This is a genomic window from Micromonospora sp. NPDC050980 (genome assembly GCF_040653835.1).
Lineage (GTDB): Bacteria > Actinomycetota > Actinomycetes > Mycobacteriales > Micromonosporaceae > Micromonospora.
This window is the reverse complement of the sequence record NZ_JBFAGS010000009.1, coordinates 102,086-127,942: the sequence shown is the minus strand read 5'-3', so window position 1 is coordinate 127,942 and position 25,857 is coordinate 102,086. Positions and strand designations below refer to the sequence as shown.

Annotated in this window: 20 protein-coding genes; 6 read left to right on the top strand and 14 right to left on the bottom strand. The window is 73.7% G+C overall.

The features are described 5' to 3' along the window. Positions 1 to 131 precede the first annotated feature (131 nt). The 13 genes from AB0H28_RS16325 to mraZ all read right to left on the bottom strand — a co-directional run bounded on the left by AB0H28_RS16325 (position 132) and on the right by mraZ (position 15,989). Entirely contained in the window at positions 132 to 878 is a 747-nt protein-coding gene (locus tag AB0H28_RS16325; protein ID WP_358039999.1) for a YggS family pyridoxal phosphate-dependent enzyme, read from the bottom strand. A 9-nt stretch (positions 879 to 887) separates the two neighbouring features. Beyond that, a complete protein-coding gene (gene ftsZ, locus AB0H28_RS16320; RefSeq protein WP_358039996.1) occupies positions 888 to 2,003 on the bottom strand; it encodes a cell division protein FtsZ in 1,116 nt (371 codons plus the stop codon). A gap of 217 nt (positions 2,004 to 2,220) precedes the next feature. Then, positions 2,221 to 3,039, bottom strand: a complete 819-nt coding sequence (locus tag AB0H28_RS16315) for an FtsQ-type POTRA domain-containing protein (RefSeq protein ID WP_358039993.1) — start codon at positions 3,037 to 3,039, stop codon at positions 2,221 to 2,223. Then, positions 3,036 to 4,517 (bottom strand): UDP-N-acetylmuramate--L-alanine ligase, encoded by a 1,482-nt coding sequence (gene murC / locus AB0H28_RS16310; protein ID WP_358039990.1) that lies wholly within the window; start codon positions 4,515 to 4,517, stop codon positions 3,036 to 3,038. The genes AB0H28_RS16315 and murC overlap by 4 nt, the downstream gene beginning before the upstream one ends. An 86-nt stretch (positions 4,518 to 4,603) precedes the next feature. Continuing rightward, positions 4,604 to 5,710 (bottom strand): undecaprenyldiphospho-muramoylpentapeptide beta-N-acetylglucosaminyltransferase, encoded by a 1,107-nt coding sequence (gene murG / locus AB0H28_RS16305; RefSeq protein ID WP_358039987.1) that lies wholly within the window; start codon positions 5,708 to 5,710, stop codon positions 4,604 to 4,606. Continuing rightward, entirely contained in the window at positions 5,710 to 7,125 is a 1,416-nt protein-coding gene (locus AB0H28_RS16300) for a putative peptidoglycan glycosyltransferase FtsW (RefSeq protein ID WP_358040268.1), read from the bottom strand. Before AB0H28_RS16300 ends, murG begins: the two co-directional genes overlap by 1 nt. A 237-nt stretch (positions 7,126 to 7,362) precedes the next feature. After that, positions 7,363 to 8,490 carry a phospho-N-acetylmuramoyl-pentapeptide-transferase gene (mraY, locus tag AB0H28_RS16295; protein ID WP_358039984.1) on the bottom strand — a complete coding sequence of 376 codons (1,128 nt, stop codon included), beginning with the start codon at positions 8,488 to 8,490 and terminating at the stop codon, positions 7,363 to 7,365. Beyond that, complete coding sequence (gene murF / locus AB0H28_RS16290; RefSeq protein WP_358039981.1) at positions 8,487 to 9,896, bottom strand: UDP-N-acetylmuramoyl-tripeptide--D-alanyl-D-alanine ligase; 1,410 nt, start codon at positions 9,894 to 9,896, stop codon at positions 8,487 to 8,489. The genes mraY and murF overlap by 4 nt, the downstream gene beginning before the upstream one ends. After that, a complete protein-coding gene (locus AB0H28_RS16285) occupies positions 9,893 to 11,455 on the bottom strand; it encodes a UDP-N-acetylmuramoyl-L-alanyl-D-glutamate--2,6-diaminopimelate ligase (protein WP_358039978.1) in 1,563 nt (520 codons plus the stop codon). The genes murF and AB0H28_RS16285 overlap by 4 nt, the downstream gene beginning before the upstream one ends. 52 nt (positions 11,456 to 11,507) lie before the next feature. Continuing rightward, complete coding sequence (locus AB0H28_RS16280; protein WP_358039975.1) at positions 11,508 to 13,706, bottom strand: penicillin-binding protein 2; 2,199 nt, start codon at positions 13,704 to 13,706, stop codon at positions 11,508 to 11,510. A gap of 3 nt (positions 13,707 to 13,709) precedes the next feature. After that, a complete protein-coding gene (locus AB0H28_RS16275) occupies positions 13,710 to 14,297 on the bottom strand; it encodes a hypothetical protein (RefSeq protein WP_358039972.1) in 588 nt (195 codons plus the stop codon). Further along, a complete protein-coding gene (gene rsmH, locus AB0H28_RS16270) occupies positions 14,294 to 15,352 on the bottom strand; it encodes a 16S rRNA (cytosine(1402)-N(4))-methyltransferase RsmH (RefSeq protein ID WP_358039969.1) in 1,059 nt (352 codons plus the stop codon). Before rsmH ends, AB0H28_RS16275 begins: the two co-directional genes overlap by 4 nt. A gap of 205 nt (positions 15,353 to 15,557) precedes the next feature. Beyond that, positions 15,558 to 15,989, bottom strand: coding sequence for a division/cell wall cluster transcriptional repressor MraZ (gene mraZ, locus AB0H28_RS16265; RefSeq protein WP_089157225.1), 432 nt, complete (start codon positions 15,987 to 15,989; stop codon positions 15,558 to 15,560). Between the two features lie 357 nt (positions 15,990 to 16,346). Between mraZ and AB0H28_RS16260 the strand changes: the two genes are divergently transcribed. From AB0H28_RS16260 to AB0H28_RS16245, 4 genes are read left to right on the top strand one after another with little or no spacing between them, the layout of a single operon-like run. Continuing rightward, complete coding sequence (locus AB0H28_RS16260; protein ID WP_358040266.1) at positions 16,347 to 17,594, top strand: MurT ligase domain-containing protein; 1,248 nt, start codon at positions 16,347 to 16,349, stop codon at positions 17,592 to 17,594. After that, a complete protein-coding gene (locus AB0H28_RS16255; RefSeq protein ID WP_358039965.1) occupies positions 17,584 to 18,306 on the top strand; it encodes a glutamine amidotransferase in 723 nt (240 codons plus the stop codon). Before AB0H28_RS16260 ends, AB0H28_RS16255 begins: the two co-directional genes overlap by 11 nt. After that, entirely contained in the window at positions 18,303 to 19,019 is a 717-nt protein-coding gene (locus tag AB0H28_RS16250; protein ID WP_358039962.1) for a VTT domain-containing protein, read from the top strand. The genes AB0H28_RS16255 and AB0H28_RS16250 overlap by 4 nt, the downstream gene beginning before the upstream one ends. A gap of 46 nt (positions 19,020 to 19,065) precedes the next feature. Next, positions 19,066 to 19,296 carry a hypothetical protein gene (locus tag AB0H28_RS16245; protein ID WP_358039959.1) on the top strand — a complete coding sequence of 77 codons (231 nt, stop codon included), beginning with the start codon at positions 19,066 to 19,068 and terminating at the stop codon, positions 19,294 to 19,296. 1,000 nt (positions 19,297 to 20,296) lie between these two features. Here the strand turns inward: AB0H28_RS16245 and leuS are convergent. Continuing rightward, positions 20,297 to 23,137, bottom strand: coding sequence for a leucine--tRNA ligase (leuS, locus tag AB0H28_RS16240; RefSeq protein ID WP_358039956.1), 2,841 nt, complete (start codon positions 23,135 to 23,137; stop codon positions 20,297 to 20,299). 351 nt (positions 23,138 to 23,488) lie between these two features. Here leuS and AB0H28_RS16235 point away from each other — a divergent pair, with 351 nt between their 5' ends. Beyond that, the gene (locus AB0H28_RS16235) at positions 23,489 to 24,541 is read left to right on the top strand and encodes a MoxR family ATPase (protein ID WP_358039953.1); all 1,053 of its coding nucleotides are present in this window, start codon (positions 23,489 to 23,491) and stop codon (positions 24,539 to 24,541) included. Position 24,542: 1 nt separating this feature from the next. Next, positions 24,543 to 25,841: a DUF58 domain-containing protein gene (locus AB0H28_RS16230; RefSeq protein WP_358039950.1), complete on the top strand. Its 1,299-nt coding sequence runs from the start codon at positions 24,543 to 24,545 to the stop codon at positions 25,839 to 25,841. The last annotated feature ends 16 nt before the right edge of the window (positions 25,842 to 25,857 follow it).

The window sequence follows — 25,857 nt, the reverse complement described above, 5'->3', positions numbered from 1 at the left end:
GGACGATCATGCCCACCGGACCGGATCGGCAATCCCCCGGCGCGCGGTTCGCGGTCCGCCCGCCACGGCCCCCGGCTAGGGGAACGCCGTCCTGAACAACACTGATGTAATTTGCTTCCGTCGCGGCCAGGCTACCCCAGCGTGGGGCGCATTCCGAGCAACGCGCTGCCGACACGGACATGTGTCGCGCCGTGACCGACCGCGCTCTCCAGGTCGCCGCTCATCCCCGCCGACAGGGCCGTCGCACCCGGATGGTCGGCCCGCAGCCGCGCCGCCACCTCGGCCAACCGGGCGAACGCCCGGTCCGGCTCCCAGCCCAGCGGCGCCACCGCCATCAGGCCGGCCAACCGCAGCCCGGCCGCCCCGGCGACCGCCGCGGCCACCGGGTCGAGGCCCCGCTGCGGGTCGGCGGCACCCGGCAACGCCCCGCCCCGGGCCGGATCACCGTCGATGCTCGCCTGCACCAGCACGTCCAACGGCCGGTCCCGCACGTCGGACGCGGCGGCGTCCAGGGCGGCGGCCAGCCGGACGCTGTCCACCGACTGGACCATGTCGGCGTACCGGACGACCGAGCGCGCCTTGTTGCGCTGCAACTGGCCGATGAAGTGCCACCGCGGGGTCACTCCCGCGCCGGCCACCGCCGCCGCCTTGGGCGCCGCCTCCTGGTCCCGGTTCTCCCCCACGTCGGTGACCCCGAGACCGGCCAGCGCGACCACGTCGGCCGCCGGGTAGGTCTTGGTCACCGCGACCAGGGTGACCGCGTCGCGGTCCCGGCCGGCCGCCGCGCAGGCGTCGGCGACCCGGGCGCGCACCCGGGCCAGGCCGGCCGCGAGCTCGGCACGACGCTCGGGTCGCACCGCGATGGCTGAGTCGGTCATCGGCGCGGCTCAGGACCCGTTCTTGAGGAAGTCGGGCACGTCGACGTCGTCGAAGAGCACCCGGCGCGACGGCTGCTGCGGAGCCGGCATGGTGGCCGGCGGGTTCACCGGCGCGCTCGGCTGGGCCGGCGGGTTCTGGTTGCTCTTGCGCGGCGGCTCGACCGCCTTGTAGGCGGGCGTCCCCCCGTCGAAACCCGCCGCGATCACGGTCACCCGCACCTCGTCTCCGAGCGCGTCGTCGATGACCGCACCGAAGATGATGTTGGCATCCGGGTGAGCCGCGTCGGTGACCAGCTGCGCCGCGTCGTTGATCTCGAACAGGCCGAGGTCCGAGCCACCGGCGATGGAGAGCAGCACACCCCGCGCGCCGTCCATGCTCTGCTCCAGCAGCGGGCTGGAGATGGCCGCCTCGGCCGCCTCGACCGCGCGGTTCTCGCCCCGGGCGCTGCCGATGCCCATCAGCGCGCTACCGGCACCGCTCATCACGCTCTTGACGTCGGCGAAGTCCAGGTTGATCAGGCCCGGCGTGGTGATCAGGTCGGTGATGCCCTGGACACCGGAGAGGAGCACCTGGTCCGCGGTGCGGAAGGCGTCCATCATGGAGATGTTGCGGTCACCGAGGGCGAGCAGCCGGTCGTTCGGGATCACGATGAGCGTGTCGCACTGGTTGCGCAGCTCCTCGATGCCCGCCTCGGCCTGCACCTGCCGGCGCTTGCCCTCGAACGAGAACGGCCGGGTGACCACGCCGATCGTGAGCGCGCCCAGCTTGCGCGCGATGTTCGCCACGACCGGCGCGCCGCCGGTGCCGGTTCCGCCGCCCTCGCCGCAGGTGACGAAGACCATGTCGGCGCCCTTGAGCACCTCCTCGATCTCGTCGCGGTGGTCCTCGGCGGCGTTCTTGCCGACGTCCGGGTTGGCACCGGCGCCCAACCCGCGGGTCAGCTCCCGGCCCACGTCGAGCTTGACGTCGGCGTCGCTCATCAGCAGCGCCTGCGCGTCGGTGTTGATCGCGATGAACTCGACGCCCTTGAGCCCAACCTCGATCATCCGGTTGACGGCGTTCACGCCGCCACCCCCGATGCCGACGACCTTGATGACCGCCAGGTAGTTGTGCGGAGGTGTCATCTCCGGTCCTTTCCCTTCGAGATTGGCATGGGCCGACCCCACACGGCTTGGCCGGACCAGAGGAGAACCCTCACCCTCTACTAGAGGCTTAGAGTTATGTCAACCACTGATCTCTTCGGGGCAACGTATGCGCCGCCGCGCCAGGAGCCAAGGACCCCTTCCGGCGTGTCGCCGACCGAGCGACCGGCGACACACCGGCCACCGGCTGACCGACGGGTCACTGGAAGGTGACCACGTCCGGCGCGCTGACGTCGATCCGGTCCGCCCGGCGCGGCAGCAGGGCGGTCGCCACGGTGGACTTGTCGGAGCTGCGCGAGGCGTCGCCCCAGAAGACCTGCCGGTCGCCGCGCAGCAGCAACGTGATCCGGGCCAGCCCGGCCACGTCCACCGCCACCAGCTCGGCGCGCAGCTTCTCCCCGAGCGCGGCGAGCACCGCCAGCCCCGCCCGGGTGCCCGGATCGTCCGGGCCCGGCTCGGCGACCCGGATCAGCGGCAGCCCCTCGGGCGCCCGGCCCAGGCGCTGGAAGACCACCCCGGCGGCGTCGACGACGGCGAACCGCTCGCCCTGCGACACCGCCGCGACCGGCACCCGCTCGACCACCCGGATCACCAGCGCCCCCGGCCAGTCCCGCTCCACCGTGGCCCGGGCCACCGGCGGCAGCGTGCCGACCCGGCGGGCGGTCGCGGCCAGATCCACCCGGGCCAGGGGCGTGTCGTCCGGCACCGCCGCCGCGTCCCGGATCTGCACCGGCGTGACCAGCCGCGCGCCCACCACCCGCACCTCGCGGACGCCGAACAGGCCGGTGCCGAGCAGCGTCCAGGCGACCAGAGCGGCGACCGTGACCACTGCCGCGGCCACCGCCCAGGGCAACGCGGCCCGCACCCGCCGCTGCCGGGCCCGGGCCATGAACCGGCGGGTCGACGGCGGCACCGCGTCCGCACCGGCCCGCACCAGTTGCCACCGCCGGACCGGGCCGCGCCGCCCCACCCCGCCGTCGTGGCCCCGAGTGCGCCCGCGGGCCGGGCCCGGACTCATCCGGCGGTGGTCGCCGCGCCGTCCGGGCCGACGGCGGCGCCCAGGGCCGTGCCGCCACCGGTACGCGCCAGCAGCGCATCCAGCAGCTGGTCACCCAAGAGCGAGATGGGCGGAGCGCCCATGGTCACCACCACGTCGCCGGCGCGCGCCCGGCGGGCCACCTCGGCCGGCACGTCGTCCCACGCGTCGACGAAGACCTTCCGCTCCGCCGGCAGCGGCACCGCCTCGATCAGCGCGGCCGACCCCTCGCCCGGCTGACGCAGCTCACCGGGGCCGAAGACCTCCAGCAACACCACCTCGTCGGCGATGCCGAGCGCGGCGGCGATCTCCGCCTGCAGGTCCCGGGTGCGGTAGAGCCGGTAGGGCTGGAAGACCACGATCAGCCGGCCGTCCCCGGCCACCTCACGCAGCGTCTGCAGCGCCAGCGTCATCGAGGTCGGGTGGTAGGCGTACTCGTCGTAGACCAGCACCCCGTCGGCGACCCCCTTGCGCTCGAACCGCCGGCGCACGCCGGGAAACGCGGCGAGCGCCGCCTCCGCCGCCGCCACCGGCAGCTCCAGCAGGTACGCGGCGAGCACCGCCGCCGCGCTGTTCAGCGCCATGTGCCGGCCCGGGACCGGCAGCCGGATCTCGCCCAGCGGCCGCCCCTCGATCTCGGCCAGGTAGCGCACCCCCCGCGCGGACGAGGTGACCTCGCTCATCCGCAGGTCCGCGTCGGCGGACTCGCCGTACGTCCAGACCCGACGGCCCTGGGCCCGCAGCGTCTCGGCCAGCCGCCGCCCGCCGGCGTCGTCGGCGCAGGTGACGACGAAGCCGTCCGGGTCGGTCAGTCGGGCGAAGTCGGCGAACGCCGCCTCCAGACTGGCCAGGTCACCGTAGGTGTTGAGGTGATCCGCCTCGATGTTCGTGACGATCGACACGTACGGGCGATAGATCAGGAAGGAGCGGTCGCTCTCGTCCGCCTCGACCACGAAGTGCTCGCCGGTGCCGTGGTGCGCGCCGGAGCCCACCTCGGAGATCTCCCCGCCGATGACGAAGGACGGATCGGCGCCGGCCTGCTGGAGCACCATGGTGACCATCGACGTGGTGGACGTCTTGCCGTGCGTGCCGGCCACCGCCACCGTGCGCCGGCCGGTCATCGCCGCCGCGAGCGCCTCGGAGCGGTGCAGCACCCGCAGGCCCCGCCGGCGCGCCTCGACCATCTCCAGGTGGTCCTGCGGGATGGCGGAGGAGTAGACGACCGTGTCCACCCCGTCGAGGTTGGCCGCCTCGTGGCTGGAGTGGATCGTCCCGCCCAGCGCCCGCAGGCCGGCCAGCGACGGCCACTCCCGCAGCTCGCTGCCGGAGACCGGCAGGCCGCGGGTGAGGAACAGCCGGGCCAACCCGGCCATCCCGACCCCGCCCACCCCGATCAGGTGGATCCGGCCCAGGTCCTCCGCGGTCATGGTGCCGGCGGGCGTGAACTGCGCGGTGTTCATCTCAGGTACCTTCCCGTCGTGACGGCCCGCATCAGCGGGGCCACCTTCGTTCGCGACTGCGGGGCTCGCAAGCTCACTCCTCACGCTCACCGGGAAACCGCCTCGTAGACGAAGTTCAGCAGGGCCACGTCGCCGTCGCGACGGCCGTAGCCGGCCGCGGCGTGGCTCATCGCCCACAGGCGCTGCGGATCCCGGATCAGCGGGATCACCGTGCGCTCCACCCAGGCCGGAGTCACCTCGGCGTCGTCCACGAGCAGCCCGCCGCCGGCCTCCACCACGGGCAGCGCGTTGCGCTTCTGCTCCTGGTTGCTGTGCGGGTAGGGCACGTAGACCGTGGGTAGACCGATCGCGGCCACCTCGGCGCAGGTCATCGCGCCGCCACGGCCCAGCATCAGGTCGGCCGCCGCGTAGCCCAGCTCCATCTCGGACAGATAGGGCAGCGTCACGTACGGCACCGGCAGGTCGGTGGGGACGGAGACCGGTTCGTTGCGGGCGCCGATCACGTGCAGCACCTGCACGCCGTTGCGGGCCAACTCCTTCGCGGCGCCGGAGACGGCCAGGTTGATCGAGCGGGCGCCCTGCGAGCCGCCGGCCACGAAGAGCACCGGCAGATCGGGGCGGAGCCCGAAGTGGGCGCGGGCGGCGTCGCGCAGGGCCGCGCGGTCCAGGCCGGCGATGCCGCGGCGCAGCGGCACCCCCACCACCCGGGCGTCGCGCAGCGCCTCGGCCTGCGCCGGCTGGTGCGGGAAGCCCACCGCGACGTTCTTGGTGAACTTCATGCCGAGCCGGTTGGCCACCCCCGGCGGCACGTTCACCTCGTGGATGACGATCGGCAGGTCGCGGCGCCACGCGGCCAGGTAGCCGGGGACCGAGACGTACCCGCCGAAGCCGACCACGGCGTCGGCCCGGACCTCGTCGATCACCTTGCCCGCCGCGCGGGCCGCCTTCCACATCCGGTCCGGGGTGCGCACCAGGCTCATGTTCACCGACCGGGGGAGCTGGTAGGCCGGGATCTGCCGCAGGTCGTAGCCGGCCGGCGGGATCAGCTCGTTCTCCAGCCCCTTCGGCGTGCCCAGGCAGGTGATCCGGACGCTCGGGTCGTGTCGGCGCAGGCAGTCGGCGAAGGCGAGCAGCGGGTAGATGTGCCCGCCCGTACCCCCTCCGCAGAGCACCACCGAACGCAGCGGACCCATCAGCGTCTCCTCTCGTTCGCCGAGCCGGCGCGCGTCCGGTCGGGCCGGACGCCGCGGGCCGCGGCCTGATCGTCCTGCCGACGCCGGCGGGACCGGGGCACGGGCCCCCGGTCCGCCGGGGGCGGCGCCGGTCGGCGGCGCCGGCCGGGAAGCGGCGGCAACGGGGCCCACACTAGTCGGACCCATCGGGCCGGCGGACGGGCGTGCAGCGCCCGCGCCGCGTCCGGCTCGGCGCGGGCGAAGGAGGCGAGCATGCCGATCGCGGCCAGCGTCACCACCAGGGCGCTGCCGCCGTCGGAGATGAACGGCAGCGGTACGCCGGTGAGCGGCAGCAGCCCGGTGACACCACCGATGTTGATCACGGCCTGGCCGACCAGCCACGCGGTCACCCCGGCGGCGGCGAGCCGCCGGAACGGGTCCTCCACCCGGCGGGCGATCCGCATCCCGGTGTACGCCAGCACGGCGAACAGCACCAGGATCACGGTGCAGCCCACCACGCCCAACTCCTCGGCGACGATGGCGAAGATGAAGTCGTTGTGCGCCTCGGGCAGCCAGCCGTACTTGAAACTGCTCTGGCCCAGGCCGACGCCGAACCAGCCGCCGTTGCCGATCGCGTAGCGGGCCTGCACGAGCTGGTAGCAGTAGTCCAGCTGCTGGTCGAAGCAGGTCTTCGGCGACGGCGGGTCGAGCCACATGGTGAGCCGGCCCAGCCGGTAGTTGTCGGCGTCGCGGGAGCCGGAGCCGGCGCCGAGCGAGGCCACCGCGACCAGCAGGCCGACGCCGACCAGGCCGATCGCCGAGAGCGAGGCGAAGACCCGACCCCGCACGCCGGCCGCCCAGAGCAGGCCCACCACCAGCGCCAGCAGGCAGAGCATGCTGCCCAGGTCGTTGTAGCCGACCAGCACGAAGAGCAGGCCCACCACCGGGAACAGCGGGGTGGCCAGCTCCCGCCACCAACCCAGCGCGGCGCCCTTGCGGGCCAGCACGTGCGCGCCCCAGAGCACCAGCGCGAACTTGGCCACCTCGGCCGGCTGGAGCGAGATCGGGCCGAGGGAGAGCGAGAGCAGTTCGCCCTTCAACGGCCCGATGGACGCCACCCCGAACAGCGATTCCAGCGCGACCAGCAGGTTCAGCAGGAGCAGCAGCGCCACCGCCACGCCGAGCGCGGGCCGACTCACCGCCCGGAAGGTGCGCGTGGGCAGCCGCTGGCAGGCCCAGAACGCGCCGACGCCGATCACCGCGAACACGGTCTGCTTGGCCAGCGAGGCCGCCGCGTCGTCCTCCAGCACGAAGTCGCGCACGCTGGTCGCGGAGAAGACCATGGTGAGGCCGATCAGCAGCAGCATGCCGGCGCTGGAGAGCAGCAGGTAGTAGGAGGCCAACGGCCGGGCCAGCAGGCCGCGCAGCGCGGCCAGGCCACCGGCCGGGTCCCACCGGGCCGCGTCGGCCGGCGGATCGGCCGGCGGCGTGGCCGCGGGCGCGCGGCGGGCCGGCGGGTCGCTGGTGACCTGGATGTCTCGTCCCTCCCCCACCCGCCCATCATGGCGGCTCGACCCGCCGGCCCGTGGCGCAACCGCCCGGTCGGCGTGTCGGATCTGAAGGAGGGGCCCCTTTTTAACAGACGTCTGTTAAAAAGGGGCCCCTCCTCACACCTAGCTCACCGCGGCGAGGAACTCGCTGTAGAACAGGCCGAGCGCGATCGCCACCCCGATGCCGGCGATGATCCAGAACCGGACCACGATGTTGACCTCGCTCCAGCCGGCCAGCTCGAAGTGGTGCTGCAACGGCGACATCCGGAACACCCGCTTGCCGGTGGTGCGGAACGAGATGATCTGGATGACCACCGACATCGTGATGATCACGAACAGGCCGCCCAGGATCGGCAGCAGCAGGACCGTACGGGTGGACATCGCCATGCCGGCGATCAGGCCGCCCAGCCCGAGCGCGCCGGTGTCACCCATGAAGATCCGGGCCGGCGAGGTGTTCCACCAGAGGAAACCGACGCAGGCGCCGGCTGCCGCGCCGGCGATCAGCGCGATCTCCAGCGGGTCGCGCACCGTGTAGCAGTACGCCTCGGTGTAGTTCGGGTCCGCGCACCAGTGCCGGTACTGCCAGAACGCGATCAGCGCGTACGCGGCGAGCACCATCACCGAGGCGCCGGTGGCCAGGCCGTCCAGACCGTCGGTGAGGTTGACGCCGTTGGTCGCCGCCATCACCACCATGATGATGACGATCACCGCGCCGATCCTGCCGATCTCCAGCGCCGGGATGTCCCGGATGAAGCTCAACGTCGTGCTGCCGACCGTCTCGGTGTTGGTCGCGTTGCCGCTGACGTCGGTCATGCTCGACGGGAAGTAGACCGCCACCGCGCCGAAGACGGCGCCGACCAGGATCTGCCCGGCCAGCTTGCCGCGCTTGTTGAGACCGCCGCTGTGCCGCTTGCGGACCTTGAGGAAGTCGTCGATGAAGCCGACCGCACCGGAGAACACCATCAGCCCGAGCAGCACCAGCGCCGTGATCGTCGGTTCGACCTGCGCGATCTGCGCGTCCGGCAGCGTGGTCAGGGCCAGGTGCCCGGCGACGTACGCGATGACGGTGGCCAGGATGAAGACCACGCCGCCCATCGTCGGCGTGCCCTTCTTGCCCTCGTTGCTGGCGAGCCCGAGGTTCGACCGGATCGGCTGGCCGGCCTTCAGCCGGGCGAACACCTTGATCGCGATCGGGGTGCAGAACAGCGAGATCAGGAACGCGACGCCGATGGCGACGATGACCGCCCTCATGCGGCGCCGCCCTCCGTCGCCGCCTCCCGGGCGTCCGCGCGCAGCGCGTCGGCCACCTCCCAGGTCCGATAACGGGAGCCCTTCACCAGCACCACGTCGCCCGGACGCAGCTCGCTCCGCAGCACCTCGACGGCCGCCGCCTGATCGGTGAGCAGCACCGACTCTCCTCCCCAGTTGCCTACCGCTGTCGCGCCTTCGTGGATCGGCGCCGCCGGCCCGCCCACCACGAGCAGCCGGTCCACTCCCAACTCGGCCGCGAGCCGGCCGACCTGCTGATGCCCCTGACGTTCGAAGTCGCCCAGCTCGGCCATGTAGCCGAGCACCGCGACGGTACGCCCCTCGCCGCGCATGCTGGCCAACGCCCGCAGCGCCACGCCGGTCGACGCCGGGTTCGCGTTGTAGGAGTCGTCGATCACGACCACCCCGTCGGGACGCTCGAAGACGTCCATCCGCCGGGTGGAGACCAGACCCAGCTCGCCCAGGGCCGCCGCCAGGTCGGTCAGGGGCAGACCCAGCTCCCGGGCGACCGCCGCGGCGGCAAGCGAGTTGGACACCTGGTGCCGACCGGTCAGCCCGAGCCGCACCGGAGCGCTGCCCTCCGGCGTCACAAGCGTGTACGAGGGCCGCCCCCGGCCGTCCAGCGTCACGTCCACCGCGCGCACGTCGGCGCGTTCCGACTCGCCGTAGCGGACCACCCGGGCCGTGGTCCGGGCGGCCATCGCGTCGACCCGGGGGGCGTCGGCGTTCAGCACCGCCAACCCGTCGCCGGGCAGCGCCTCGACCAGCTCCCCCTTGGCCAGCGCGATGGCGTCCACCGAGCCGAACTCGCCGAGGTGCGCCACCCCGACGTTGAGCACCACCGAGATGCGCGGCGGCACCACGTCGCACAGGTAGCGGACGTGTCCCACCCCGCGGGCGCCCTTCTCCATCACCAGGTAGCGCGTCTCCGGCGTGGCCTGCAACGCGGTGTACGGATGCCCCAGCTCGTTGTTGAACGAGCCGGGCGGCGCCACGGTCGGGCCGAGCCGCACCGCGAGCTGGGCGATCAGGTCCTTGGTGGTGGTCTTGCCGGACGAGCCGGTCAGGCCGATCACGGTCAGCCCGGGCAGCCGGTCGACCACCGCGCGGGCCAGCCGGCCCATCGCGTCGAGCGCGTCGCCGACCAGCACCATCGGCACGCCCGGCACCTCGCGGGTGCCGAGCACGGCCACCGCGCCGGCGGCCACCGCGCCGGCGGCGTAGTCGTGGCCGTCCACCCGCTCACCGGCGAACGCGACGAAGAGCCCGCCGGGGGTCACCTTGCGGGAGTCGAACTCGACGGTGCCGGTGACCCGCGCGTCCTCGTCGGCCCCGGCCAGCCGGCCACCGACCGCCGACGCCACCTCGGCCAACGTCAGCGGGATCACCGCTGACCCACCAGGTCGCCGAAGCGGGCGCGCAGCGCGGTCGCCAGCTCCACCCGGTCGTCGAACGGCAGCACCTCGCCGCCGATCTCCTGGCCGCGTTCCTGCCCCTTGCCCAGCACCGCCACCACGTCACCCGGTTCGGCCACCCGGACCGCCTCCTCGATCGCCGCCCGCCGGCCGGGCACCTCGATGATGCGGGCCGGCGCGGCGGCGGCGTACGCGCCGGCCAGCACCTCGGCCCGGATCGTGGCCGGGTCCTCGGTCCGCGGGTTGTCGTCGGTCACCAGCAGCACGTCGGCGCCCCGGGCCGCCACCTCGCCCATCACCGGCCGCTTGCCCCGGTCCCGGTCACCGCCGGCGCCCACCACGCAGACCAACCGGCCGCCGGTCAGGCCGCGCAGCGCGGTCAGCACCGCCTCGATCGCGTTCGCCTTGTGCGCGTAGTCGACCACCCCGCGCACCGGCGCGTCGCCGCTGACCAACTCCAGCCGGCCGGGCACGCCGCCGCAGTCGGCCACGCCGCGCGCCGCGACGGCCGGGTCGACGCCGACGGCGACCAGGGTGGCGACGGCCAGCAGCGCGTTGGCCACGTTGTGCCGGCCGGGCAGCGCCACCCCGGTCGGCAGGGTCAGCCCGTCCGGGCCGTGCAGGGTGAAGCGCTGCGCGTAGCCCGCGCCGTCGATCCGCTCGGCCCACCAGGTGGCGGACGGGTCACCGGCGGCCGAGTAGGTCACCGTGGGGGGCCGGCGCAGCGGGCGCAGCGCCGGGTCGTCGTGGTTGAGCACCTCGACCCGGCAGCGCCCGTCGAAGAGCCGGGCCTTGGCGGCGAAGTAGTCCGCCTCGTCGGCGTGGAAGTCGAGGTGGTCGGAGCCGAAGTTGGTGTAGCCGCCGACGTCGAACCGGACGCCGCCGACCCGGCCCATGGCGAGCGCGTGGCTGGACACCTCCATGACCACGGCGTCCACCCCGCGCTCACGGGCCACCGCCAGCATGGCGTGCAGGTCGGTGGCCTCCGGGGTGGTCCGGACGCTGTCCACGACGAGGTCACCCAGCCGGGTCTCGACGGTGCCGACCAGACCGGTGGTGTGCCCGGCGGCGCGCAGTCCGGACTCGATCAGATAGCTGGTGGAGGTCTTGCCGGCGGTGCCGGTCACCCCGATCACGGTCAGCTCGGCGGTCGGGTCGCCGTAGACCGTGGCGGCCACCTCGCCGAGCACGCCCCGGGCGTCGTCGACGACGAGCAGGGGCAGACCCGCGCCGTCGGCCAGCGGCACACCGGCCGGGTCGGTCAGCACCGCGACCGCGCCGGCCCCGGCGGCGGCGGCGGCGAACTCGGCGCCGTGGCGGCGGGCGCCGGGCAGGGCCGCGTACAGGTCGCCGGGGCGGACCTCCTGGCTGGCGTGGGTGACCCCGGTGACGGCCAGGTCGGCGCTCCCCGGAGGCGGTGTCAGCGCGAGCCGGGCGGCGAGGTCGCCGAGCCGGACGGGCAGCACGGTGGCGGGACGTGGATTGCCGGGCACGGCGTCAGACCCTACCCGGTCGTCCGGTTCCGACCGCACAGCCGCCCCGGTGGTTCGTCGCCACTCACCGATGATGTCCCGCCGGCCCCGTTCAGCGCGGAAAGACCTCGAACTTGGGGGACTTGTCGGTGAGCGACGGCGGCACCCGGTAGTGGCGCAGCGTGAAGCCCATCATCTCGCGGAACGCCGGTGCGGCGACCGCCCCGCCCTCGCCACCGGGGCTCCAGACGAAGACCGCCACCACGTAGCGGGGCTTCTCCGCCGGGGCCATCCCGATGAACGAGCCGACCTCGCCCGGCTGCTGCTTGCCGTTGTCGTAGCGCAGGCCGGTGCCGGTCTTGCCGGCCACCCGGTAGCCCGGCACCGCGGCGGCGAGGCCGGTGGCCCGTCCGTCCGGGCCGTCGACGGTGGTGACCGCCTCCAGCATCCGGCGCAGGGCGGCGGCGTTCGCCGGGCTGAGCACCGAGCGGGTGGTCGGCGCGGCGGCCGGGGTCCGGGTGCCGTCCGGGCCGATCGTCTCCTTGATCAGGTGGGGTTGCACGTACGTCCCGTTGTTGGCGATGGCGTTGTACGCGGCGGCCATCTGCAACGGCGTGGCGTCCACGCTGTGGCCGATCGGCACCGACCCGTAGGACGACCCGCTCCACTCGTCGGCCGGGAGCAGCCGGCCGGACGCCTCGCCGGGCAGGCCCTCGCCGGTCGGCTGGCCCAGCCCGAACCGCTTCTGGTAGTCGATCAACCGGTCCCGGCCCAGCTTGTCGGCGATCTCGATGGTGGCGACGTTGGACGAGAACGCGAGCATCCCCGGGACGCTCATGACGCGGCCGTTCGCGTGGTGGGTGTCCTCGAACTGGACGCCGCCCAGGACGACGGTGTTGGCCACCGGGAACGTGGTGTCCGGCCTGATCACACCCTCCTGGAGCGCGGCGCCGTAGGTGATCGCCTTGTGGATCGAGCCGGGGTCCACCACGAAGCTGGTGGCCTTGTCGTCCCGGTCGGCGGGCGAGTCGACCTTCATCGGGGCGGTCGCGTCGTAGGTGGGCTGGCTGGCCTGGGCCAGCACCTCACCGGTGGGCACGTCCATGATCACCGCTGCGGCGACGCTGCCCTTGACCTGGGCCACCTGCTTGGCCAGGATCCGCTGGGTCATGAACTGCAGGTCCCGGTCGACGGTGAGCTTCAGCGAGCTGCCCGGCCTCGGCTGGGTGGTGCTGCTGTAGCCGCCCGGGATGGGCGCGGCCAGGTCACCGAGGCCGGCTTCGTAGGTCCGCTTGCCGGCCTCGCCGCGCAGCAGATCGTCGTACTTCGCCTCCAGGCCCTCCAGTCCGTTCATGTCCTGGCTGACGAAGCCGAGCATGTTGGCGGCCAGGTCACCCCCGGGCACCTCACGCCGCTCGTCCCGGTGCACGCCGATGCCGGCCAGGTCGAGCGCCATGATCTGCTTGGCGGTGCCGATCTCCACGCCCCGGGCGAGGTAGACGAACTCGTCCTCCCGGTCGGTGCCGGGCACCTTGCGGCGTTGCATCCTGTCGGCCAGGTCCGAGGCCGGCACGCCGAGCAGTGGGGAGAGCGCCCGCGCGGGGGCGAACCGGTCCTTGACCAGGGGCGGGTCGGCGAACACGTAGCGCGCCTCCACGCTGTGCGCCAGCGGCTCGCCGGTGCGGTCGAGGATGGCGCCGCGCGGGGCCGGCAGGTCGATCACCTTGACCCGGTTGGGCAGGCCGCCGTCGGCGTACGCCGGGCTGTTCGCGGTCTGCAGATAGACCAGTCGGACGCCGATGCTGGCGAACAGCGTCAGGGCCAGCACCGTGGCCAGCCGCAGCCGCCGGCGCGGGTCGCCCAGCCGGGGCGGACGGCGCGGCTTGCGGACCGGTCGCCGGGCCGCCGGGCGGCGCGGGCCGGGCCGGCGGCGCGGCGGCGGGTCGTCCTCGTCGTCGAACGGCTCGTGCACCGGGCGGGCGGAGACGGTCCGCACCACGCCGGCGCGGCCGCCCACCGCCCGGCGTCCGGCCCGGGCGCTCTCGGCGGCCGCGGCCGGCTCCCGGCGGCCACGGGCGGCCCGGCCACCGTCGAGCACCTGCAACGCGGGCCGGAACGGGTCGCCGGACCGGCTGTCGCGCGGGGTACGCCGTTGCTCGGCGCCACCCTCGCGGATGGTCCGCCCGCGCGGGGTGTACGCCCGGGCGTCGGAGATCCCGCCGACGCCCGGCTCCCGCGGCTCGGCCCCACGCGACGAGCCGCGCCGGGAGCCCGTGGCGTCCCGGCGCGGCTCGTCCGATCTCGGCGGCACCTCTCAGCCTCCGTTGCCCTGCTGACCGTCGGCGGCCGTCCCGCCCTCGGCGGGGTGCGGCACACCGATCGTCCGGCCGTCCGGCAGCCGGATGTAGGCCGGGTCCCCGGATTCCACCAGGCCCAGCTTGCGGGCGTTGGCGGTGAGGTTGCCCGGCGCCTCCTGGTCGGCGATCTCCTTCTTCAGCTCCTGCTCGTCCACGTCGAGCTTGGCCTGCTGCTGCTGGAGCCGCTCCAGCCGGAAGGCGTTCTCGTTGATCTTGGTGTTGACCGCCAGGATGCCGAGCACCCCGCCGACCACGAGCACCAGGATCAGCCCGACGAACGGCGCCCGCGGCACCCGGATCGGCGGCGGCGGGGCGACCCGCAGCCGCGGCGCCGCCGGCGTCGCCGCCCGGGTCCGCTCGACCGGACGCAGCGCGGCCGTACCCTCGGTCGGGTAATCGTGCGTCCCCCGGGCCCGGGTCCCCTCCCGACGGCCGGCCGCCGTGGTCGTCGTGTCCCGCGTGGTGCGCTGCGCCGTGGTCCGGCCCCCCGACCGCGGTGCGCGCTGCCCGACGGCCCCCCGGCCGTCGCGCTTCTCGACGTTCATGTCCCCTCCCCCTCCTCGTCCGTCCCGTTCCCCGGTTGGTGCATCGCCTTCACCCGGCGGCGGTACCGTTCGCGGTCGGTACGCCCCTGCCGGTTCGCCTCCGGATCGAGCCGCTCCGCGGCCCGCAGCCGCACCGAGGCGGCCCGCGGGTTCGCGGCCACCTCCTCCTCCCCGGGCAGCTCGGCGCCCCGGCTCAACAGCCGGAACGTCGGGCCCGACCCGGGCAGCTCGACCGGGAGGTCGACCGGGCCCTTGCTGCGGACCCGGTCGGCGAGCGCCTGCTTGGTGAGCCGGTCCTCCAGCGAGTGGTAGGACAGGACCACCATGCGGCCGCCCACGTTGAGCTTGTCCAGAGCGGCCGGCAGCGCCGTCTCCAGCGCTGCCAGTTCTCTGTTTACCTCGATCCGTAAAGCCTGAAACGTTCTCTTTGCCGGGTGTCCGCCCGTTCGTCGGGCCGGCGCCGGAATCGCGTCCCGCACCAGCTCGGCCAGCCGGGCCGACGACGTGATCCGGGCCCGCTCGCGCTCCCGGATGATCGCCGAGGCGATCTTCCCGGCGAACTTCTCCTCGCCGTACACCCGCAGCAGCCGGGCCAACTCCGGGTGGCCGTAGGTGTTGACCACCTCCTCGGCGGTCACCCCCCGGGTCTGGTCCATCCGCATGTCCAGCGGCGCGTCCTGCGCGTAGGCGAACCCGCGGTCGGGTGCGTCCAGTTGCAGCGACGAGACGCCGAGATCGAACAGCACGCCGTCGATCGCCGGGTAGCCGAGGCGGTCGAGCACCTCGGGCAACTCGTCGTAGACGGCGTGCTCCAGGTGGGTACGGTCGGCGAACCGGGCCAGGCGGACCCGCGCGTGGGCGAGGGCCTCGGTGTCGCGGTCCAGACCGATGAGGACCGTGTCGGGGTGTGCCGTGAGCACCGCCTCGGCGTGCCCGGCCAGGCCGAGCGTGGCGTCGACGTGCACGGTCCGGCCGGGGCGGCCCAGCGCGGGGGCCAGCAGCTCGAGGCACCGCCCGAGCAGCACCGGCACGTGCGTGCCGCGAAGCTCCCCCATGTCGACCCCCACTGCTCGAAAACCGTTTCCGTCCACGTGTCCGTCGTCGCCACGACGCCTCGCCATACCGCCAGATCCCCATCCGCTCCCCGCCCGCCGGAGGCCGCGGCCCTCCGTGTCGGATCGTGCGCCTGGCACCGGGGAAGGGGTGCCAGGAACTCGAAAGCGGCTGGAGATCTCGCAGTACGTCGGGCGCCGTCACGCCCTACAGACCGCCGGGCAGCACCCCCTCCTCGATGTCGGCGAAGTCGTCTTCGCTCTCCGCGAGGTAGGTCTCCCAGGCCGCCCGGTCCCAGATCTCCACCCGGGTGCTCGCGCCGATCACGACCAGTTCCCGGTCGAGGGCCGCGTAGGACCGCAGGTGCCCGGGAATCGTGACCCGCCCCTGCTTGTCCGGCACCTCGTCGTGGGCGCTGGCGAAGAAGACCCGGCTGTAGGCCCGGGCCGCCTTGCTCGTCATCGGTTGCGCGCGCAACTGGTCGGCGATGCGCTGGAACTCGGGCATCGGGAAGACGTAGAGGCAGCGCTCCTGCCCTTTGGTGATCACGACACCCCCCGCCAGCTCGTCCCGAAACTTGGCCGGCAGGATCAACCGGCCTTTGTCGTCCAGGCGCGGAGTGTGGGTGCCGAGGAACATCGGCCCAACCCCCTCGCCCTGAGCGGCGTTCGCGGCGCCGCTGACCCCCCGGGCCGGTGTGGCCCTCCCGGCCTCACCATCGCGCCCCACTCTACTCCACTTCCCTCCACCTGCAACCGGAATCGCCGCCTCGGCGCGGCGTGTCCGCGCGCAAAACCGCACGTCAACGCGGGTGGGGCGGAGTGGAGGGGGGGTGCGCCCCGCGCCGGTGCGTCCGCTACCCGACATCGACCGCCGCCGTCCGGCCGAGCGCGCTCCGGCCGTCCACCGCACCGCCCCCGGCCGAACGGTTCGCCGTCGGCGGCGATCTGGCGATGGTCGTGGTCCGGTAACCTCGCTCGGGTGACGGACGCGAAGATGCCCATGCGGGCGAAGGTGGCCAGCTCCGTGTCGCGCACCGCCGCGGCGCTGTCGCGGGCCGCGGGTCGTGGCGACGGCTCGGTGATCGGCGGCTGGATCGGCCTCAAGATCGATCCCGACCTGCTCGCCCACCTCTCGGCCGGGCGTGCCATCGCCCTGGTGTCCGGCACCAACGGCAAGACCACCACCACCCGGCTGACCACCGCCGCGGTCGGCGTGCTGGGCCGGGTCGCGTCCAACGCCTTCGGCGCCAACATGCCCACCGGCCACACCTCGGCGCTGGCCAAGGCCGGCAGCACGCCCTATGCCGTGCTGGAGGTGGACGAGCACTACCTGGCTCAGGTGCTGGAGGCGACCGAGCCGCACGCGGTGGCGCTGCTCAACCTCTCCCGCGATCAGCTCGACCGGGCCAAGGAGGTCGCCATGATGGCGCAGCTCTGGCGCGCCGCGCTGGTCCGGCACCCCAGGGTGCGGGTGGTCGCCAACGCCGACGACCCGATGGTGGTCTGGGCCGCCTCCCCGCCGGCCGACCCGGCCCAGGGCCACGTGCCACCGCACGTCACCTGGTTCAGCGCCGGCCAGCGCTGGCACGACGACTCGTGGGTCTGCCCGGAGTGCGGCTCCACCATCCAGCGCTCCGGCGGGCAGTGGTGGTGCACCGGCTGCCCGCTGCGCCGTCCCGAGCCGCAGTGGACGGTCGAGGACGACGGCGTGCTCGACCCCACCGGCGCCTGGCACAAGATCCAGCTCCAGCTCCCCGGCACGGTCAACCTCGGCAACGCGGCCACCGCGCTGGCGGTCGCCGCCGAGTTCGGCGTACGCCCGGTGGACGCGGTCTCCCGGCTCGGCACGGTCACCTCGGTGGCCGGCCGCTACGCCCAGGTCGACCGGGACGGGCGCAACGTCCGGCTGCTGCTGGCCAAGAACCCGGCGAGCTGGCTGGAGGCGTTCGACATGGCCGACGTCGCGCCGACCCTTCTCTCGATCAACGCGCGCGACCCCGACGGGCTGGACACGTCGTGGCTGTTCGACGTCGACTTCTCACCGCTGGCCGGCCGGCAGGTGCTGATCACCGGCGACCGGGCGTACGACCTGGCGGTGCGGCTCGACGTCAACGGCGTGCCGTTCCGGCACGTGCGCACGTTCGACGAGGCGGTCCGGGCGGTGCCGCCGGGCCGCCTGGAGGTCATCGCCAACTACACCGCCTTCCAGGACATCCGAGCGGAGCTGGACCGTGTCAACTGAGAGCCTGCGCATCGTCTGGGTCTACCCGGACCTGCTGTCCACCTACGGCGACCGGGGCAACGCGCTGATCCTGGCCCGCCGCGCCCAGCTGCGTGGCATGCCGGTCGAGATGCTGGAGGTCCGCTCCGACCAGCGGCTGCCCGCCGCCGCCGACATCTACCTGATCGGCGGCGGCGAGGACGGCCCGCAGGCGCTTGGCGCCCAGCGCCTGCTCGCCGACGGCGGCCTGCACCGGGCGGTGGCCCAGGGGTCGGTCGTGTTCGGCGTCTGCGCGGGCTACCAACTGCTCGGCACCTCCTTCTTCGCCAAGGGCACCCGCTGCGCCGGTCTGGAGCTGCTCGATTTCTCCTCCGACCGCGGCCCGACCCGAGCGGTCGGCGAGCTGGCCGGTGAGGTCGACCCCCGGCTGGGCATCCCGCACCTGAGCGGGTTCGAGAACCACGGCGGGCGTACCCACCTCGGCCCGGGCGTGTCACCGCTGGCCCGGGTGACCGCCGGCGTCGGCAACGATGGCACTACCGAGGGCGCCTGGCGGGGCAAGCTGCTCGGCACCTATTCGCACGGTCCGGCGCTGGCCCGCAATCCCGACCTGGCCGACCTGCTGCTGCGCTGGGCCACCGGCATCCACCAGCTCCCCCCGCTCGACGACACTTGGGCCGACCGGCTCCGGTCCGAGCGCCGCAGCGCGGTGGCCGCCGCCGCCCGGGCATGACCGGCGCCGCCCGGCCTGGGCGGCGACCGGTGGTCCGCCGGCTCGCCGGGCTGCTCGGGCAGCCGTCGGCGCGCCGGTTCGGGCTGTTGCTCCTGCTGCTCGGCGGGTTCGCCGTCGCGCTGCTGCTGGCGCCCCGCCCGGACGCGGCCGACCTGCCCCGGCTCGCCGACGCGCTCGGCGGGTACGCCCCGGTCGCGGCCGTGGTCGGCGGCGCGCTGCTGCTGGTGGCCCTGGTGCCCCGGACGTTCGTCACGCTGGCCTCGGGCGCGATCTTCGGTCCGGTGCAGGGCGCCGCGTACGCGCTCGGCGCGGCGCTGCTCGCGGCGGCGCTCGGCTTCGCGGTCGGCCGGATGCTGGGCCGCGAGTTCGTGGCCGAACGGGTCCGCGGCCGGCTGGCCCGCCTCGACGGCTGGTTCGCCCGGCAGAGCGTGTTCGGGGTGATCACCGTGCGGCTGCTCCCGATCGCCGGCTTCGGGCTGGTCAGCTACGGCTACGGCACCACCGGCGCCCGGGTGCTGCCGTTCCTGGCCGGCAGCGTGATCGCCTCCGCCCCCACCGCGATCGGCTACGCCGCGATCGGCGCGGCGGTGAGCACCCCCGGTTCGATCAACTGGTACGCGGCCGCGCCGGCCAGCCTCGGCCTGATCGCCAGCGTGCTCATCATCCACCGGTGGTGGCGGGCCGAACGGCAACGCCGGCTCGGCCCGAGTTGACCTGAACGGCTCCGGAAAGAAGCTACCCGACGGGTTCGTCGCCGAGGTGGTCCGAATCGGCGACCCGGTCCGCCGCACCCCAGGGGCCGACGCCGTCTTCGCCGCCGCGCTGCTGCGCCACCTGGCGGCGACCGCGCCCGGCGTCGCGCCCGTGTGCCTCGGCACGGACGGGCAGGGGTGGCAGGTGCTCTCGCACGTGGACGGGGTGGTGCTCTGGCGCGACCGGGAGGACCGGGCCTTCTTCGCCGACGCCGCGCTGACCGCCCGGCCGAATTGATCCGCTCGGTGCACGACGCCTGCGCCGGCACCGCCCCGGCCGGCGGCGCGGAGACGGTCTGCCACCGGGACCTGTCGCCGAAGAACACGGGCCTACCGGCTCGGCCCGGTCGGCCCGTTGCCGCGCTCGGGCCGTCACGGTCGCACGGGCCGTCACAGTCGCACGGGCCGTCACGGTCGCACGGGCCGTCACGGTCGCACGGGCCGTCACAGTCGCACGGGCCGTCACAGTCGCACGGGCCGTCACAGTCGCACGGGCCGTCACAGTCGCACGGGCCGTCACAATCGCACGGGCCGTCACAGTCGCACGGGCCATCACGGTCGCACGGGCCATCACGGTCGCACGGGCCATCACGGTCGCACGGGCCGTCACGGTCGCCCTTTGGCGTTCGGCGGCAGTCGGTCGGCCGTCGCGGTCGCTTGATGGCATTCGGTCGCTGTCGGTCGGGCGGTCACAGCCAGGCGGTAGCCGATTACGCTCGCCGGTCGCCAGTCACATCGGGGCGCCTTTAGAGCTGATATCAGAAACGACTCAGTAGCGGGCATCCGTGCCGGGGTGGGTCTGAGTCGTTGGTGATATCAGCTCTAAAGGGAGTGCGTCGGGATCAGTGGTCAACGAAGGCGGGACCGCGCCCGCAGGAGGGGCTGCCCGGGTGGCGACACCGGCAGTCATCGCCCCGGTCGCACCGCCCAGCACCGCACCACCCAGCACCGCCCGCCACCGCACAGCACCGCCACAGCACCGCACCGCACCGCACCGCCCGCCACAGCACCGCCCGCCACAGCACCGCACAGTACCGCACAGCACCGAACAGCACCGCACGGCACCGCACCCGGCACAGCACCGGGCACCGGGCACCGGGCACCGGGCAGGATCGGCGGGTGAATCGACCGGACCGTCGCGATGGTCACGCTGCTCGCCACGACGGTCGCGCACCGCTGCGCGAACGGGTGCCCGGTCCCGGGCGCGCTCGGGCCATGCGCGCCCGGGACCCTCACTGTCAGACGACGACCGAGACCATCCGGCCCTGCACCACGATCACCTTGCGCGGCTCCTTGCCGGCCAGCGCACCGGCGACCGCCTCCAGCGCTGCGCCGCGGACCACGTCCTCGGTCGCGTCGGCCGGCACCTCGACCCGGGCCCGGACCTTGCCGTTGACCTGCACCGGGTAAGTCACCGACTCGGCCGCCAGCAGCGCCGGGTCGGCGACCGGGAAGTCCGCGTACGCCAGCGAGGTGTCGTGGCCCAGCCGGTGCCACAGCTCCTCGGCCAGGTGCGGGGCGAGCGGCGCGACCATCAGCACCAGTGGCTCGGCCACCTCCCGGGGCGTCTCGGCCAGCCGGGTCAGGCCGTTGGTCAGCTCGATCAGTTTGGCGATCGCGGTGTTGAACCGGACCCCGTCCATGTCGGCGCGGACCCCGTCGACCACCTTGTGCAGCAGCCGCCGGGTCGCGTCGTCGGCCGGCGCGTCGGTGACCCGCGACCCGCCGGTCCGCTCGTCCACGACCGTACGCCAGACCCGTTGCAGGAACCGGTACGAGCCGACCACCGCCCGGGTCTCCCAGGGGCGGGACACCTCCAGCGGGCCCATCGACATCTCGTACACCCGGAAGGTGTCGGCGCCGTACGCCGCGCACATGTCGTCCGGGGTGACCACGTTCTTCAGCGACTTACCCATCTTGCCGTACTCGCGCCGGACCTCGGTCTCGCCGTGGAACCACCGGCCGTCGACCTCGACGACCTCCTCGGCGGGCACGTAGGCGCCCCGCGGGTCGACGAACGCGTACGCCTGGATCATGCCCTGGTTGAACAGCCGGCGGAACGGCTCGAACGACGAGACGTGCCCGAGGTCGAACAGCACCTTCTGCCAGAAGCGCGCGTACAGCAGGTGCAGCACGGCGTGCTCGGCGCCGCCGACGTACAGGTCGGTGCCACCGCAGTCGCCCGCGCCGCGCGGCCCCATCCAGTACGCCTCGTTCTCCGGGTCGACGAACCGCTCGGCGTTGGTCGGGTCCAGGTAGCGCAGCTCGTACCAGCAGGAGCCGGCCCACTGCGGCATCACGTTCGTCTCCCGGGTGTAGCGCTTCGGCCCGTCACCCAGGTCCAGCTCGACCTCGACCCAGTCGCGCCGCCGCGACAGCGGGGTCTCCGGGTTGCTCTGCGCGTCCTCCGGGTCGAACGTCTTCGGCGAGAAGTCGTCCACCTCGGGCAGTTCCACCGGCAGCATCGACTCCGGCAGCGCGATCGGCGCTCCGGAGGAGTCATAGACGATCGGGAACGGCTCGCCCCAGTAACGCTGCCGGGAGAACAGCCAGTCGCGCAGCCGCCAGGTGACCGCGCCCGCACCGTGGCCGTTCGCCTCCAGCCACTCGATGATCCGCGCCTTGGCCTCGGTCACCCCCAGGCCGTCCAGGTCCACGCCGCGGTCCGGCGCGGCGCTGTTGATCGCCGGCCCGTCGCCGGTGAACGCCTTGCCGTCGAAGCCCTCCGGCGGCGCCACGGTGCGCACGATCGGCAGGTCGAAGACCTCGGCGAAGTCCCAGTCCCGCTCGTCCTGCGCGGGCACCGCCATGATCGCGCCAGTGCCGTACCCGGCCAGCACGTAGTCGGCGATGAAGATCGGGATCTGCCCGCCGGTCACCGGGTTCGTCGCGTACGCGCCGACGAAGACGCCCGTCTTCTCCTTGCTGTCCGCCTGCCGCTCGACGTCCGTCTTGGCCGCGGCGGCCTTGCGGTACGCCTCGACGGCCTCGCGCGGGCTGCCGTGCCCACCGGTCCAGGCGTCCTTCGTCCCCTCCGGCCAGGCGGCCGGCGCCAGCACGTCGACCAGCTCGTGCTCGGGCGCCAGCACCATGTAGGTGGCGCCGAAGATCGTGTCCGGGCGGGTGGTGAACACCCGGACCGGGGCGGCGTCGGTCGGGAAGTCGATGTGCGCGCCGGTGGACCGGCCGATCCAGTTGCGCTGCTGCAGCTTGATCGGCTCCGGCCAGTCCAGCGTGTCCAGGTCGTCCAGCAGCCGGTCGCCGTACGCGGTGATCCGCATCATCCACTGCTTCAGGTTGCGCTTGAAGACCGGGAAGTTGCCCCGCTCGGAGCGGCCGTCGGCGGTGACCTCCTCGTTGGCCAGCACGGTGCCCAGGCCCGGGCACCAGTTCACCGGCGCCTCCGAGACGTACGCCAGCCGGTGGTCGTCGACGACGCGGCGGCGCTCGGCCACGGTCAGCTCGGCCCACGGGCGGCCGTCCGGGGTGGGCCGGTTCCCGCCCTCGAACTCGGCGATCAGCTCGGCGACCGGCCGGGCCTTCTTCGCGTCCGCGTCGTACCAGGAGTTGAAGACCTGCAGGAAGATCCACTGGGTCCAGCGGTAGAAGTCGGTGTCGATGGTCGCCACCGAACGCCGCTCGTCGTGGCCCAGCCCCAGCCGGCGCAACTGCGCCCGGTACCGCTCGATGTTCTGCACGGTGGTGGCCCGGGGGTGGGTGCCGGTCTGCACCGCGTACTGCTCGGCGGGCAGGCCGAACGCGTCGAAGCCCATCGCGTGCAGCACGTTGCGCCCGGACATCCGCTGGTAGCGGGCGTAGCAGTCGGTGCCGATGTAGCCCAGCGGGTGGCCGACGTGCAGGCCGGCGCCCGACGGGTAGGGGAACATGTCCAGCACGTACAGCTTCTCGGCGCCCGCGCGGGGGTGGTCCGGATCGGCCAGCGGGCCGGTCGGGTTCGGCGCGTGGAAGGTGCCCTCCCGGGCCCAGGTCTCCTGCCAGCGGTGCTCGATCTCGTCGGCCAGTGCGGCGGTGTACCGGAACGGGGGAATGTCGGTGGCCGGTGCGGCTGCCTCACTCATGGCGTCTCCTCGGCGCGTTCGTCTCGGGTGGTGGGAGGTCTGCTGCGGGCACAAAAAAGCCCCTCGCGCAGGAGGGGCGGCCGTGCTGTCGCGCGTTCAGCGCATCAGCACGGCTCGGTAAGAAGCAGGAACACTCCGGCCATGCCCGGCAGTGTACCCCGATCCCCCGTCCGGCGAATATTCCGGGTGTAACCGACCGACCACCTGCGGGAGTCGGCGTTGACGAGAAACATGGTTAGCCTGAGAGGCCAGTGAGATGCGTGCGGCAGACGAGGCTCGGCGTCGCGAACCCAACGACGGGTCCAGGTGCTCTTATTCAGAGCTGCCGTTCCGGCGACGAGGAGGAGGCCCGTGACACAACAGACCTGGGACGAGGTGGGCGGTCTGCTGCCGCACGACGAGTTCCGTGCCGCCAGCGAGGCCATCGTGGCCAACATCGAGCAGGTCATCGCGGGTAAGACGGCCACCGTCCGGCTCGCCCTGGCGGTGCTGCTCGCCGAGGGGCACCTGCTCATCGAGGACGTGCCCGGCGTCGGCAAGACCAAGCTCGCCAAGGCGATGGCCCGGTCCATCGACTGCTCGGTCCGCCGCATCCAGTTCACCCCCGACCTCCTGCCCAGCGACGTCACCGGCGTCAGCGTCTACAACCAGGAGACCCACGACTTCGAGTTCCGCCCGGGCGCGGTCTTCGCCAACCTGGTCGTCGGCGACGAGATCAACCGGGCCTCCCCGAAGACCCAGTCCGCGCTGCTGGAGTGCATGGAGGAGCGACAGGTCACGGTCGACGGGGTGACCTACCAGCTCCAGACGCCGTTCATGGTGATCGCGACGCAGAACCCGATCGAGATGGAGGGGACCTACCCGCTGCCGGAGGCGCAGCGGGACCGGTTCACCGCCCGCATCGCGATGGGCTACCCGGACCCGAGCGCCGAGCTGGCCATGCTCGACGGGCACGGGGCCAACGACCCGCTGCCGGGGTTGCGGCCGGTCTCCGACGCGGCCACCGTGCGCCGGCTGATCGGCCACGTCCGCCAGGTGCACGTCGCCGACGCCGTCAAGCAGTACGCGATCGCCCTGGTGACCGCCACCCGGGAGGCACCCGACCTGCGGCTCGGCGCGTCCCCGCGGGCCACCCTGCAACTGCTGCGCACCGCCCGCGCGGTGGCCGCCCTGGAGGGCCGCGACTACGTCCTCCCGGACGACCTGCAGGCCCTCGCGGTGCCGGTGCTGGCGCACCGGATCATCCCGACCGCGGACGCGCAGCTGGCCCGCCGCACCACCGACGCGATCGTCTCCGAGTTGGTGCATCGCCTGCCGTTGCCGCACGACCGGCAGCGCTCCCCGTACGACACCCGACCCGGCGGCGGCAACGGCCGCGGGCCGTTCGAGCCGCGGAGGCCATGACGTGCGTGACGGCCTGCGCGGGCTGACCACCCGCGGCCGATCCTTCCTGGCGGCTGCGGTCGCCGCCGCGATCTCCGCCGGCATCCTCGGCGAGAAGGACCTGCTCCGGGTGGCCGTCCTGCTGGCCGTCCTGCCGCTGCTCGCGGCCGCGTACGTGGGGCGCAGCCGGTACAAGCTGGCCTGCCACCGCACGCTCGAACCGCACCGGGTGCCGGTCGGCGCCAGTTCCCGGGTGGTGCTGCGGTTGCAGAACCTGTCCCGGCTGCCCACCGGCACCCTGCTGCTGGAGGACCGGCTGCCCTACGCGCTGGGCAGCCGACCCCGGGTGGTGCTGGAGCGGCTCGGCGCGCACCAGGCCAGCTCGGTGGCGTACACGGTCCGCGCCGACGTGCGCGGCCGCTACGACGTGGGTCCGCTGGTGATCCGGCTGACCGACCCGTTCGGGCTGTGCGAGCTGACCCGCTCGTTCCCCAGCACCGACCACCTCACGGTGATCCCGCAGGTCACCCCGCTGCCCTCGGTCCGGCTGCCGGGCGAGTACGCCGGCAGCGGCGACAGCCGGGCCCGCTCGGTCGCGGTGCACGGCGAGGACGACGCCGCCACCCGGGAGTACCGGCGGGGCGACGACCTGCGCCGGGTGCACTGGAAGTCCACCGCCCGCACCGGTGAGCTGATGGTGCGCCGCGAGGAGCAGCCGTGGGAGAGCCGGGCCACCGTGGTGCTGGACACCCGCGCCGCCGGCCACCGCGGCGAGGGGCCGACGGCCAGCTTCGAGTGGGCCGTCTCGGCCGCCGCCAGCATCACCGTGCACCTGCGCCAGGCCGGTTACAAGTTGCGCCTGGTCACCGGCAACGGGGTGGACGTCGGCGCCACCGAGGCCGGCGGCGAGGGTCTGCTCCTCGACCATCTCGCCGAGGTGCACCTGGACCGACGCGGCGAGATCACCACGCTGGTGCAGCAGGTCCGGCAGCGGGCCGACGGCGGCCTGATCATCGCGCTGTTCGGCACGCTCGGCGATGCCGAGGCGGAGCTGCTGGCCGGCCTGCGCGGCAACGGCGCCACCTGTGTGGCGTTCCTGCTCGACAGCAACACCTGGCTGAACCTGCCGGCCAAGGCCCGGGCCGAGGCGGAGCGGGCGCACGGCGGCTCCGCCCTCGCCCTGGTGCAGAGCGGTTGGCGGGTCATCGGGGTGGAGCACGGCAACCGGCTGCCGGCGCTGTGGCCGCAGGCCGGTCGCGGTTCGCAGGGCTTCGCCCTGCGGGCGGCGCTGGCCGAGACGGTCGCCGGTGGCATGCGATGACCGGAAGGACGATTCG